The sequence below is a fragment of the Mucilaginibacter sp. GW822-FHT03E02 genome (genome assembly GCF_058801545.1).
This window is the reverse complement of sequence record NZ_JBXANJ010000002.1, coordinates 243632-257158: the sequence shown is the minus strand read 5'-3', so window position 1 is coordinate 257158 and position 13527 is coordinate 243632. Positions and strand designations below refer to the sequence as shown.

Genomic DNA, 13527 nt, shown 5'->3' with positions numbered 1-13527 from the left:
GATAAAGTTGAAAGGTAAAAAGGGCAGGGTAAAGGATAATCCAAAAATCTGCCGTTTTCTTTGACATAGAGACATGAAAAGAAATATTCCACATGAGATTGAACCTTTGAAGGCCTTGCAGGAGTTTACTACTGCCCGCATAGCTATTGGCCGTGTGGGCACAAGTATCCCGCTGAAACAATCGCTTGATTTTAAACTGGCCCATGCCCATGCCCGCGATGCAGTTTATTCGGAATTGAATATCAATCACTTAACAGATGTATTTAAACAGTTTAATTTGCCAATTCTGCAGCTTCACAGCCGGGTAACCCACCGTCGGCAATACCTGCAACGCCCGGATTTTGGCCGTAAACTGAATGAAGCGTCGTTAAGTCAACTGGAAGATTATTTTATCCAAACCGATATCGCCATCATTATAGCCGACGGACTTTCGGCGACGGCCGTAAACGAAAACACATTTGGCCTGCTAAAAGAACTTATCCCGCTGTTATTGGCCGCTGGTTTTAAATTTGCCCCAATAAGCCTTGTTGAACAAGGCAGGGTAGCTATAGGCGATGATATTGGCTATAACCTTAAAGCGCAACTATCCCTGATGCTTATTGGCGAAAGGCCTGGATTAAGCTCGGCAGATAGTGTAGGAGCGTACCTCACTTACGCCCCTAAACCCGGGTTGACAGACGAATCCCGAAATTGTGTTTCAAACATCCGTCCCAAAGGCTTATCCTATAAAAAAGCCGCCAAAAAGATATTTTACCTTATCAGCGAGGCCTTTAAACGAAAACTATCGGGCGTAGAACTGAAGGACAATGCCGGATTATTAAGCTGAAAGCCTAAAACCCAAAGCAGAAGGCTTAAAGCAGAAAGCATCCCCATTAAAAAGCTTTTAGCTTTGAGCCTTCAGCTTTGAGCTACTTTTTCTCCGGTCTTGCCTCAATTGTGCCGTTAAAGGAAATAGGATCGCGGTTGGTGCTGATCACCTGTAATGAAGCATAACCATCCGAGCTAATAGTCAAATACAAGGATTGCACATCCCTTGAATCACTGATATTTTTAACAGTTGGTTTGATGGTGATATTCCAGCCATCCTTTTTGCCGGGTTTAGCTACATAAGTAAACTTGGTGGTAGTAAATTTAATCCCGCCCTCGGTCGATCCGTATGTCGGCGCTACCGTGGCCACGCCAAAGTAGGGTAGGAAGGCAATGACAGTATCCTTGGTAACTGTAAGGTCATAGCTTGAAGTGAGCGCCCTGCTGTTTAAGCGTGTTGGATTTACATAGTTGGCGTTAAATACAAAGTTTTGGGCCTCAACAATGGCCTTTATTTCGGCAACATGGGCCGCTTTTTTTTCTTTACGGGTAGTTTGAGCGTTAACAATAGCTGTGGCCATCAATACCATCGCTATCAATAACGAAAATCTCTTTAATGGTTTCATATCCAAATGATTTAATATTTATGACAAGGATGCAGTTGTAAGGTTTATTCCATATCAAATTTAAATAATATTTAAATAAAAAAGCCACCTGTTTTTGCAGGCGGCTTTTGTTATATCAGCAATAATTGTTAGATCAAATTCACACTGCGGTTTACAAATTCGGTAAGCTCGGCGCCGGTTAATAATCCTTGCGAAAGCAGGGCCAGGTCAAATGCCTGTTTTGATAACTGGGCCTGTATTTCTTCATTTTCTTCCTGTAAAATGCGGGTTATCAATTTGTGGTTTCCGTTTACAATCACCTTGTAATTATCGGGCATATTGCCATAAAAGCCCATGCCGCCACCCATCGCTGCCATATCTTTCATGCGGCGCATAAACTCATCCATGGTTACGGTTACCGGTAATTCGTCCGGGTTAAGACTCTCTAATTGAACGCTATACGCCGGTTTGTTAATCGCTTTGTTGAAGATATCTTTAACCTTTGTTGATTGCTCATCGGTTAAGACTGATTCAGGCGCTTCGTCTTTTTTAATCAGCTTATCAGCTACATCAGCATCAACGCGTTTCAACGAAGTTTTTTCCAGTTTTTGCTCCAACTGGCTAATGAAGTGGTTATCAATAGGCGAGTTCATCACCAATACATCATAACCTTTTTTGTTTGCCGATTGAATAAACGAATCTTGTTTAGCCGGATCGTTGGTATAAATGCAAACCAGCTGTCCGTCTTTATCAGTTTGGATAGCTTCAACTTTCTCTTTGTATTCTGCCAAAGTAAAGTTTTCTTTTTTGGTGTTGCTTACCAAAACAAAATCTTTGGCTTTATCATAAAACTTGTCTTCGCTCACCATGCCGTATTTTACAAACAGGCCAATGTCTGTCCATTTTTCTTCGTAGGCTTTACGGTCGGCTTTAAATAGTTCTGACAATTTATCAGCTACTTTTTTGGTGATGTAGCTGTTTATCTTTTTAACATTACTATCGGCCTGTAAAAAGCTGCGCGAAACGTTTAACGGAATATCTGGTGAATCGATAACGCCGTGAAGCAGCATTAAAAACTCAGGTACAATATCTTTTACCTCGTCGGTGATAAATACCTGGCGGCTAAATAGTTTTATCTTGTTTTTTTGTACCTCAAAGTCATTTTTTAGCTTAGGAAAGTACAATACACCGGTAAGATTGAAAGGATAATCAACATTCAGGTGGATCCAGAATAACGGGTCTTCGCTGAAAGGGTAAAGCTGTTTGTAAAAGTCGAGATAATCCTGGTCTTTTAATTCAGATGGTGCTTTTGTCCAGATAGGGTTGGTATCGTTAATGATATTATCTTCCTGAACATCAATGTATTTAGGTTTACCTTCTTCATCAACGCCATCCTCAACAGATTCGGTTTTGGTGCCAAATTTAATAGGCACAGGTAAAAATTTACAGTATTTATCAAGAATTTCCTGCAGTTTATATTTGCTCAGGAACTCTTCCGATTCGCTGTTGATGTACAAGGTAATCTCGGTACCGCGCTCGGCTAAAATGCCTTCGCCAATTTCAAATTCGGTGCTGCCGTCGCAAACCCAATAAGCCGGTTCAGCGCCTTCCTGGTAGCTAAGTGTTTGTATTTCAACTTTGTCGGCAACCATGAAGGCCGAGTAAAAGCCTAAACCAAAGCGACCGATGATCTCGTTGGCATCCTTAGCTTCCTTGAATTTTTCCATAAACTCAGTAGCGCCCGAAAATGCTATCTGGTTGATGTATTTTTTAATTTCTTCGGCGGTCATACCCAGGCCATTATCGCTAATGGTGATGGTTTTCTTAACCTCGTCAAATGCAACTTCAACGCGCAGATCGCCAAGTTCGCCATTATATTGGCCTAAGGATGCCAGGCGTTTTATTTTCTGGGTAGCATCTACAGCGTTAGATACCAGCTCGCGCAAAAATATCTCATTATCAGAGTAAAGAAACTTCTTAATTATCGGAAAAATGTTTTCGGTGTGGATTGAAATGCTGCCTTTTTCTTGCATAATATTGATATATAAATGGATTAATATTAATTTCTACCTGCAACCATCAATGCATGTTCCAAAGCAGGCGAAGTTGTCAAATTGGCAGACTAATAATTTTGACCTCGTTTTCAAATGGTATATTTTATGATACTTTTCAATTACTTTTCGACATTTTTGAGCTATTTTTTTGCAACTTTTCAGCAATTTTTTGCAACTTTTCAGCAACTTTTTACAAACGACGTTTTCCTCAAGAAAAAACAGTTGGCGCGGGCGGAAAAAAAGTAACATTTCAAATTCTGCTCAAAAAAGTTTCTAAAACAACGTTCAATGATTGCGCGGTATCCTGATCTGTAATATTTCCATCCCCATCCATCTTCGACCGGATAAAAGATATGTTCAACTTTGCGCCATCGGCAACCTGCGCGTTTAGTGCGCCCAGGATCAATAGCATGGCGGCGTGGGCTGCCTCGCCGCCTAAGGATGCGGTGATAAGGGCTACCGGCTTTTCTGAGAATGAGCCGCTGGATACCATCCAGTCCAGCATGTTTTTAAGTTGGCCGGGGACGCCGAAAGCATATTCGGGTGTGCAAATGATAACGCCATCGGCCTGCTTCAATAACTCCCTTAATTCAAAAACGGGTTCGGGCGGGTAATCATCATCAGTGCCAGGGTCAAAAGGAGGGATGAGGGCGAGGCCATCATAAATATGGTAACTAACACCGGCAGGAACCAGGTTGCTAAAATGTTTTAGTATGCGGTGGTTGCTTGAACCTGCTCTTAAACTGCCGGATATGGCTACGATTTGTTTCATGGTAAATGTTATTAGCCCGACCAAGTTTAACTCTGCTATCGATTCTCTTCCCTCTTCGAACAACAGGGTGGCGATTTATGCGGTTAAAAAATGCACAATGAAAAGCATTTTGGATTATCGATACAAACAGTCAATTTTTAGCAAGTCGGGGGCGATTACTTGAATTACCTCTACGTTGTCTTTTATTTCAACAATCGCGATTATTTTTTTAAATAACAAACAACCGAGTAGCATCCAAATATCAATTTTAGATAATGGGATATTTGCCTCAAGGGCCGCAATCGGAATTTCGTTAATTCCGTAATCTCGGATTAATAGTTTGATATGATCAAAGAAGAGCCCTGTAGCTTCATCCGAAAACCTTGGCGGATACGGGTGATGCTTTAATGAGTAAATAGTCTGGTCGGGAGACTCTTCTAAATATCCGGATAACGATCTTTTTCCATATCCAAAATTCCATTCATCGGTTTCTAATAAATGTTCTTTTTTTAATTCTTCGTGTGTTTGAAAATAGCGATGCTCCTTTTTCTCCCAAAACAAGTTCTCGTTTTCAAGTGATTCAACTGATTGAATGTGTATTATAGCTTTAACAAAATCAATGTTTCGTAAAATATACTCCATCTTTAAAATAAATACCTCAAGCGAAGGTTCGTCGAAGATTGCTGCACCAGTTGTAAGGGCATAACTTATAACCATATTGTCCCAACTATAATTATACATTAGGTTACCGTCATGATAGTAATTTTCGTAATCTCCCAAGCCAAAATCTGCGGTGCTTATTTGTGGGAAAGTCAAATCCTTTCCTATAGATTTAATAAATTCTGTAGAACGAACATAGTCCCGATGTAACGTTATCGCTCCATATATAATTGCCATTTCCATTTGGTAGAATTAAGTTATCGATAAGATCTCCGCTTTCAAAGAGTTTCAGGATGTTATGATTTATTAAACCGGCCGTTAAACTGCCGGAGGGCTAAGATTTTTTTCATGGTAAATATTTGCGTCCAATGATAGTAAAATATCAAAACATGCGGGTAAATACAGGACGTAAAAGATTTCTCACCCTTGCCCTGCACGGCCCCCTGCTTCAAGGGATTCGAAATGACAATCGTTGATGAAAAATCGATCCTGCAATCAAAAAGTTCCCCCTTCAGGGGGCGGAGGGGGCTGGCCTTACGGCACAAACTGCAATATAAACGATGATCCTTTGCCCTCGGTAGATAATACCTGGATGTTGCCTTTGTGCAGCAGCATGATTTGTTTACACAAACTCAGCCCGATACCGCTGCCGGTTTTTTTGGTGCTGAAGAAGGGGATAAAAATTTTATCCAGCAGCTCGTGCGGCATACCCATACCGTTATCGGTTATTTTAACCAGGGTTTTACTGTTGTTTTGCGCCTCGGCAGATAAGGTGATTCGCGGCTCATCGCGGTCTTTAACGGCTTCAATGGCATTCACCAGCAGGTTAATCATTACCTGCTCAATCAGGTTTATATCGGCCTCAATGGCCAGGGCAGGATCGCGCAGGATAATTTCCAGTTCGATGTTCTTTTTGGATAGCGTTGGCTTCATCAGGCTGTTCAGGTTCTCGAACAGGTTGCGCACCAGTATCCTGTCGCGCTCCAGCTTGGTTATCTTGTTCAGGCTGCGGTAGCTTTCGGTAAACTTCAGCAAGCCATCACTGCGGCGTTTAATGGTATCTATACCCAGTTCCAGGTCTTCCAGCTCCGAGGCTTCCATGGTGTCGGTAATCTCGGGGCTTTGCAGCCGGTTTTTCAAGGTATCTGCCAATGACGAAATTGGGGCAACCGAGTTCATGATCTCGTGCGTCATCACGTTCAGCAATTTCGACCATGCTTTCGACTCCGTTTCGTCCAGCGCTTCGCTCACGTTTTGAAAAGCCAGCAGCTTGTACAGCTTGTCGTCGCTGCGCATCATGCTTGATGTTATTAAAATTTTGACCATCTGCTGGTTACGGATAATGCTGATGATATTGCTTTCGCCGGGTTTCAGCTTAAGTAACTCGTGGTAAAGCACCGGCTCCCGTTTTTCGAGCGATTGGATAGTTTTAAGGTAGGGAATGCTGAGCAATTTTTTAAAAGCCTCATTTATCCAGCTGATGGTGCCTGTTTCTTCCTCGTACGATAGGATACCCGTATCTACCAGCTCCAGTATCTTTTGCAGGTAATGGTATTGCGTTTCGCGTTCGCGGCTTATTAATTTAAAAGTGGTGTTGATATCATTAAAGCCCTTACGCAGCGGTTTTAATTCGTTTGGGGCTTTGCGCACATCAAAATGGCGCGAGAAATCGCGGTAGTGTATAGATTCGACAAACTGGTTTACCTCGTCCTGCGCCTTTTTTTGAAAGCGTATCATTTCAATCACCGCGTAAATTACCAGGGGCACAAATATCACCAGGTATAGCGGCTGGCCTTTAACCGTTACATAAGCGGCGGCTGTAAGTGCCAGGAACAATAAAAACACACGCAGCAACAGCCGCCATTCGTAACGGTTAAATATCATATTTGCTTAATCTGCGGTACAGGGCAGTACGGGTTAATCCCAATTCTTTGGCAGCACGGGTAATGTTGCCGTTATGTTTTTCAATTACTTTTAAAATAGCATTCTTCTCCAGTGTGCTTAACTGAATGTTATCATCATTAATATTATTGTCTGTTGATGTTTCCAGTATCGAAAAGATAAGATCATCGGGCCTCAGCGTACTATCATCGGCCATAATAACTGCGCGCTCAATGGTATATTGCAGTTCGCGTACGTTGCCCGGGTAATTGTATGATTTTAATTTTGTTAAAGCCGGCGCGTCAAAATCCATGGCAGGCTTCAGGTATTTGCTGGCATACAGTTTGGCAAAGTGTTTGGCCAAAATCACAATGTCCTCGCTACGGCGGCGCAACGGCGGCATATTAATCTCTACGGTGTTTATCCGGTAAATCAAATCTTTCCTGAAACGGTTTTCATTTGCCAGTTCGCTCATGGGTACGTTGGTAGCGCATATCAGCCTGATATCAATATCTACGGCTTTATTGGTACCTAAGCGGGTTACCTGCCGGTTTTGCAGTATAGTGAGTAATTTGGCCTGTTGCTGTAAGCTGATGTTGCCAATCTCATCTAAAAACAGGGTGCCGCCCTGGGCATCTTCAAAACGGCCCGCGCGGTCTTCGCGTGCATCGGTAAAAGCGCCCTTTTTGTGGCCAAACAATTCGCTTTCAAACAAGGTATCGGTAAGCGCGCCTACATCTACCTTAACAAAAGGCTTATCGGCACGTAAACTGCGTTCATGAATGGCCTTGGCCATCAAATCTTTACCTGTGCCGTTTTCGCCCAATAGCAAAATATTGGCATCGGTAGGGGCTATTTTATTTACTTTATAAAAAATATCCTGCATCACTTCCGATTCGCCCAATATCGATGTATCCCCCGCGGTGTTTTTTGCAGGCGCTTTGGTGGTTTTGGCGCCACCTTCCTTTTTATCCAATAACTCCTTTATGGTGCCTATCAGCTTTTCGTTATGCCATGGTTTTACCACAAAATCGTCGGCGCCTTCTTTTAATGAGCGTACGGCCAGGTCGATATCACCATAGGCGGTTATCATTATTACGCAAACGTTGGGCTTCCAGTCTTTAACTTTGCGCAGCCAGTACAAGCCCTCGTTGCCTGTGTTAATGGCGCTGTTAAAGTTCATATCAAGCAAAACCAGGTCAACCTCGTTGCGTTGCAGCAGCCAGTTCAGGTTTTCGGGGTTCTTCTCGGTTATCACCTCGCCGGCCTGGGTTTTTAGCAGCAGCTTTACCGCCGTAAGCACATCCGGGTCGTCATCAACAATAAGAATAGTAGCTTTTTTTAGTATCATGTTTTTGGGTTCATAGTTGATAGTTCATGGTTCATGGCCCTATTTTGTTGATTGTTATATGACAGACGCCTGTTAAACTGTAAATGTTACAGTACCGGCAGTTGCTAACCTTAGCCATGAACCATTAACTATGATCCATGAACCACCTGCAACAAACCTCCTGCCATGAACCATCAATAATGAACCATGAAGCAAACAAAACTTTCTGCAAATTAATAATTGCAGGCTTAAGTTTCATACGGCCAGTATAAATACAATTATTAAATAGTTGGCCCGCATAAAAAATTGTAATTTTAATTGGGCTAAGTTGAGCGTTTACATGTTGCGTACAGCCTGTTTCACTGTATCAATACCGTACACTTGATGTAACAGAAGCGTACGCCTTAAATACATAATATGTATTTAATGTATTGAAAAACAGTGTTTTAATTTGTGGCATGTGTTTTTGTAACCATTATTCAAAATATCATAAACTACAGTGGACAGAAAAATTGAGAAAAAGACCTGGAACAGCAAACGAATATTAACTATTGCTGGTATTACAGGCATAATTTTATTAATAGGGAGCAGTATTTATTTTACATCGGGCAAAAGCAAATTAGATGTTGATACCGAACGCATAACCATCAGTACTATAACTAAAGGCCCATTTCAGGAGTTTATACCTGTTAACGGTACCGTGATGCCACTGACCACTATTTTTCTTGACGCAACAGAAGGCGGCGAAGTTGAAGAGCGCTATGTTGACGATGGCGCCATGCTAAAAAAGGGAGATCCGATACTAAAGCTAAGCAACGTTGACGAAGAACTTAACCTTGCTACACAGGAGTCGGCAGTATTTGCAGAGCAAACACAGATGCAAATTTCACATAACAATGCCAGCCAGGCAACCATTAACAAATTAAACACCATGGCCGATGTAGATAATGCATACAAAGAAGCCAAAAGGATTTATGACCTTGATAAAAAACTTTATGACCAAAAAGCTTTGGGTTTGCAGGATTATCAATCGGCAAAAAACAATTATGAATACCAGGTAAACCGCAGGAAACTGGCCATCCAGATATTGAAACAGGATACCACCCTGGTGAAACAGCAGGACCAGCAATCGCAGGAGCATTATGCCCAGATGAAGACAGCGTTGGCCTTAATGCGTAAAAAGGTAGCCAGCCTTACCCTAAGGGCGCCTATTGACGGTCAGCTAACAAACCTTGATGCCGAAGTTGGCCAAAGCAAAACCAAGGGTGTGCGTTTAGGCCAGATTGACGTACAATCGGGCTTTAAAGTAAGGGTTGACATTGATGAGCATTATTTATCACGTGTGTTTCCGGGTTTAAAAGGCGATTTTCAGTTTGCCGACAAAACGTATAACATGGTAATTAAAAAGGTTTTTACAACAGTAATGGCCGGCAGGTTTCAGGTTGATATGCAATTTGTAGGCCAAGTACCTAATGGTATTCGTAAAGGGCAAACGCTGCAGGTTAGATTAGCGCTAAGCGATGAGAGAATAGCGGTAAAGTTACCTAAAGGTGGTTTTTTTCAGCAAACCGGCGGTAACTGGATATTTAAGGTATCTGAGGATGGTAAAACTGCCTACAAAGTGAACATACAACTTGGCCTTAACAGCCCTGATTATTATGTTGTGACAGATGGCTTAAATCCTGGCGACAAGGTAATTACATCCAGCTATGAAACTTATGGAGACATACAGGAACTGGTGCTGAAAAAATAGGAGCCAGCCCCACCCAAACCCTCCCCGGTAGGGAGGGCTTTAAAAAGGGAGCTGATAAAAAGTCTCCCCAACCGGGGGAGATTTAGAGGGGGCTCGCGGCCGATAGATATTTTGCTCATGCTATTGCAACGAAACGCTGATGCTAAACGTCATATAAACAGATAATTAATTTAATAAATAATAATATAAACCAAATCAAACAAACATCGTCTGCCGAAAGGCAGATTATTCAGGAGGGGCAAATGATAAAAATTACTAATCTCGAAAAATTTTACCGCACAGAAGAGGTAGAGACCATAGCCTTAAACAAGCTATCAATTGAAATTGCTACGGGCGAGTTTGTGGCCATAATGGGCCCGTCTGGTTGTGGTAAATCAACATTGTTAAATATCCTGGGCATGTTGGACGACCCGGATGAAGGCAGCTACGTTTTTAACGATATTGAAGTAGCCCATTTTACCGAGCGTAAACGCGCCGACCTGCGCAAGCACAACATCGGTTTTGTTTTCCAGAGCTTTAACCTTATTGACGAGTTAACCGTGTTTGAAAACGTTGAATTACCGTTGATTTACACCGGCGTTCCATCGGCCGAGCGTGTTAAAAGGGTAGAAGAGGTGCTGGATAAAATGCAGATTATGCACCGCCGTAACCACTATCCGCAGCAGTTATCGGGCGGTCAGCAACAACGTGTGGCTATTGCCCGTGCGGTTGTAAACAAACCAAAACTGATCCTTGCGGATGAGCCCACCGGTAACCTGGATAGTACCAATGGTAACGATGTAATGGAACTGTTAACCGACCTGAACGAGCAGGGTACAACCATCATCATGGTTACACACTCTGAGCATGATGCCCGTTATAGCCACCGCATTATCAGGTTACTTGACGGTCAGGCCGTTGTAGAAAACATTATGGTGTAAGCCAAAAGTGTCGTCTGCCCCAATAAAAAGATAGTTTATATAAGTTAATGTTGTTAAAGCCGGCCCCTCCGCGATGGAGGGGTAAGCTTGTTTTGCCCCTAATCGTACACTGGTTCATTAGTTCATTGGTGGGATAATTTTAGATTTTGTAGCTATGATTTTAACGCCAGCCATGGCGGCTACTCATGAGCCCATAAGTAAACCACCCAATCAAGGCTAATGATCAAGTGAACCAATAAACCACTAGATACTACCAATGAACTGATGAACCAAAAGTGAGCCAATTAATATGATCAGGAACTACATTAAAATTGCATGCAGGAGCCTTTGGAGACACAAAGGCTTCTCGATAATAAATGTTCTGGGGCTGGCAATAGGTATGACAGCCTGTTTCCTGATTTACATAAATGTAAAATTTGAGCTAAGTTATGATAGCTTTAATGAAAAGTTTGACCAGATCTATCGTGTCTCAACCGATATAACGCATCCCGATTTAACAATTAAAACCCCATCGTCATTTTTACAAATGGGGCCCTCACTTCAGCAAGATTACCCGGAAGTAAAATCAATTGCCCGGGTTGGCAGCGGAAAATTTTTGGTGCAGTATGGCGAATTGAAATTCCAGGAAGACGAAGCCATTTTCGCTGATCCGTCACTTTTTACAATATTCACCTTACCCATTGTAAAGGGAGAGGTGAAAGAGGGCTTCAAGGCACCTTTTACTTTAGTGATGACAGAAACTATAGCCAAAAAATATTTTGGCAACACCAATCCAATTGGTAAATCGTTGTTGCTTAATGATAAGTACCCGGCGTCTGTTATCGCAGTGGTAAAAGATGTACCCCCAAACGCACATTTTAGTTTTGATATGGCATTTTCATTTGCCACGCGCCAAAAATTATATCCCGGCAGCGCGGCCGTTTGGGCGGATATGGGTTGTACTACTTATATCGAACTGCCAAAAGGATACGACTACACCAAATTGCAAAGCCAGTTACCTGCGTTTGCCAACAAACACTATACCCAGGCTGATAAAAAAGAAGGTGCGGATTATCGTTTTGTGCTGCAGCCTTTGAAGGAAGTTTATATGGATGCGGACAGAGGAGGCGCGGGTGATTTGCATAATGTTCGTGTTTTTTCGCTTATCGCCTTATTTATCTTGCTTATCGCATGTATCAACTTTATCAATTTAACCACGGCGAGGGCCACTGAAAGGGCTAAAGAGGTAGGCATCCGCAAAGTAGCTGGAGCCGCAAGGACACAATTGATTATTCAGTTTTTATTTGAGTCGGTTATTATTTGTTTGATCGCCTTTTTATTGTCGATTTTGTTCAGCCAATCGTTGTTACCCATATACAACCAATTATCGGGCAAAGTGATCAGTACCGGTATTTTTTCGCATGGCTATATATTCCGGCTTCTTATGGTAGCCTTTGGAATAGGCATTACAGCAGGTTTATACCCTGCATTGGTACTTTCGGGTTTTAAGCCAGTAACTACACTAAGCGGGAGGTTCAGCAAATCAAAACGGGGTATTTTACTGCGTAAGGGACTGGTTATAACACAATTTACCATATCTATAGTGCTTATTATAGGTACAGTTATAGTTTATAATCAACTAAGCTATATGCGCAGCCAAAAACTTGGTTTTCAAAAAAGTCAGATGCTTGTTGTTAATTTTCATAACGATAATGGGGTAAGACACCACGCGGAATTAATTAAGAACGAGCTAAAAAAAATTCCAAATGTAGTATCAGCCACTGCTTCCAGGGGCATTCCGGGTTTTGGCAATGGTAATCGCGATTGCAAGTTAGAGAATAAGGCCGGCACTATGCAGCAAATGCTTATTAATTTATATGAGGTGGATTATGATTTCATTCCGCAATTTGAAATTAAACTGGCCGCCGGGCGAACATTTTCAAAATCGTTTGGTACCGATACCGCGCAAGCCATAGTGATAAATGAAGCTGCTGCAAAAATTCTTGGCTACCGAACTCCGGCCGAAGCTATTGGCCGAAATTTTTCGCAGGATGAACGAACAGGTAAAATAATCGGGGTGCTAAAAAACTTCCATTTTCAATCGCTACAGGAAACTATACAACCTTTATGCATGCGTATTAACCCGAAGCTCACCAGCATGTTTACCCTTAAAATCCAACCAAATAATGTTTCGGCAACTATAGCTGCAATTGAAAGCAAATGGAAAACGTTAGTGCCCGAACGGCCTTTTAATTATGCGTTTGTCGACGAAACATTTAATGAACAGTATACAGCACAGGTTAATTTCGGCAACCTGTTTATGTATTTTGCTGTGCTGGCCATATGTATTTCATGCATGGGCTTATTTGGTTTGGCGTCATATAGCACCATACAGCGTACCCGCGAAATTGGTATTCGCAAAATATTTGGTGCTTCTGTAACCGGCATAGTAAATATGTTGTCTATTGAGTTTTTGCAGTTGGTAATCATCTCTTCGCTGATGGCATTCCCGCTGGCATGGTTTGCAATGAACAAATGGTTGCAGGATTTTGCATATCGCATAGCTATAGGTTGGTGGGTTTTTGCATTAGCAGGGGTAATAGCGCTTGTGATAGCATTTGCTACGGTTAGCTTTCAGGCGGTTAAAGCCGCGATTGCCAACCCGGTAGATAGTTTGAGAACGGAATGATCTTGGCTCATTTAAATGGAGCATCAATTTAGGTTAGCGTTTGAATTTTAGGATTTGGAAATTGCGATTTGGAGTTTAGCGTTTAAAATTTAATACCA

Annotated in this window: 10 protein-coding genes; 4 read left to right on the top strand and 6 right to left on the bottom strand. The window is 42.1% G+C overall.

Annotated features, from left to right (window positions below):
• The first annotated feature begins 73 nt into the window (after window positions 1–73).
• A complete protein-coding gene (gene eutC, locus AC1RM2_RS27965) occupies window positions 74–826 on the top strand; it encodes an ethanolamine ammonia-lyase subunit EutC (RefSeq protein WP_492988449.1) in 753 nt (250 codons plus the stop codon).
• A gap of 82 nt (window positions 827–908) precedes the next feature.
• Here the strand turns inward: eutC and AC1RM2_RS27960 are convergent, their stop codons facing one another.
• From AC1RM2_RS27960 to AC1RM2_RS27935, 6 genes are all read right to left on the bottom strand, one after another.
• Window positions 909–1433, bottom strand: coding sequence for a DUF4251 domain-containing protein (locus tag AC1RM2_RS27960; RefSeq protein WP_492988447.1), 525 nt, complete (start codon window positions 1431–1433; stop codon window positions 909–911).
• Between the two features lie 128 nt (window positions 1434–1561).
• Window positions 1562–3445: a molecular chaperone HtpG gene (htpG, locus tag AC1RM2_RS27955; RefSeq protein ID WP_492988446.1), complete on the bottom strand. Its 1884-nt coding sequence runs from the start codon at window positions 3443–3445 to the stop codon at window positions 1562–1564.
• A gap of 271 nt (window positions 3446–3716) precedes the next feature.
• Window positions 3717–4238, bottom strand: a complete 522-nt coding sequence (locus AC1RM2_RS27950) for an NADPH-dependent FMN reductase (RefSeq protein WP_492988445.1) — start codon at window positions 4236–4238, stop codon at window positions 3717–3719.
• A 114-nt stretch (window positions 4239–4352) separates the two neighbouring features.
• Window positions 4353–5120: a hypothetical protein gene (locus AC1RM2_RS27945; protein ID WP_492988444.1), complete on the bottom strand. Its 768-nt coding sequence runs from the start codon at window positions 5118–5120 to the stop codon at window positions 4353–4355.
• A gap of 291 nt (window positions 5121–5411) precedes the next feature.
• Complete coding sequence (locus tag AC1RM2_RS27940; RefSeq protein ID WP_492988443.1) at window positions 5412–6761, bottom strand: sensor histidine kinase; 1350 nt, start codon at window positions 6759–6761, stop codon at window positions 5412–5414.
• A complete protein-coding gene (locus tag AC1RM2_RS27935) occupies window positions 6751–8109 on the bottom strand; it encodes a sigma-54-dependent transcriptional regulator (protein WP_492988442.1) in 1359 nt (452 codons plus the stop codon). The genes AC1RM2_RS27940 and AC1RM2_RS27935 overlap by 11 nt, the downstream gene beginning before the upstream one ends.
• A 478-nt stretch (window positions 8110–8587) precedes the next feature.
• Between AC1RM2_RS27935 and AC1RM2_RS27930 the strand changes: the two genes are divergently transcribed.
• The 3 genes from AC1RM2_RS27930 (at window position 8588) to AC1RM2_RS27920 (ending at window position 13429) form a co-directional block, all read left to right on the top strand.
• Window positions 8588–9841, top strand: a complete 1254-nt coding sequence (locus tag AC1RM2_RS27930; RefSeq protein WP_492988441.1) for an efflux RND transporter periplasmic adaptor subunit — start codon at window positions 8588–8590, stop codon at window positions 9839–9841.
• A gap of 242 nt (window positions 9842–10083) precedes the next feature.
• Entirely contained in the window at window positions 10084–10761 is a 678-nt protein-coding gene (locus AC1RM2_RS27925; protein ID WP_090652755.1) for an ABC transporter ATP-binding protein, read from the top strand.
• Between the two features lie 289 nt (window positions 10762–11050).
• Window positions 11051–13429 carry an ABC transporter permease gene (locus tag AC1RM2_RS27920; protein WP_492988440.1) on the top strand — a complete coding sequence of 793 codons (2379 nt, stop codon included), beginning with the start codon at window positions 11051–11053 and terminating at the stop codon, window positions 13427–13429.
• Window positions 13430–13527: the final 98 nt, after the last annotated feature.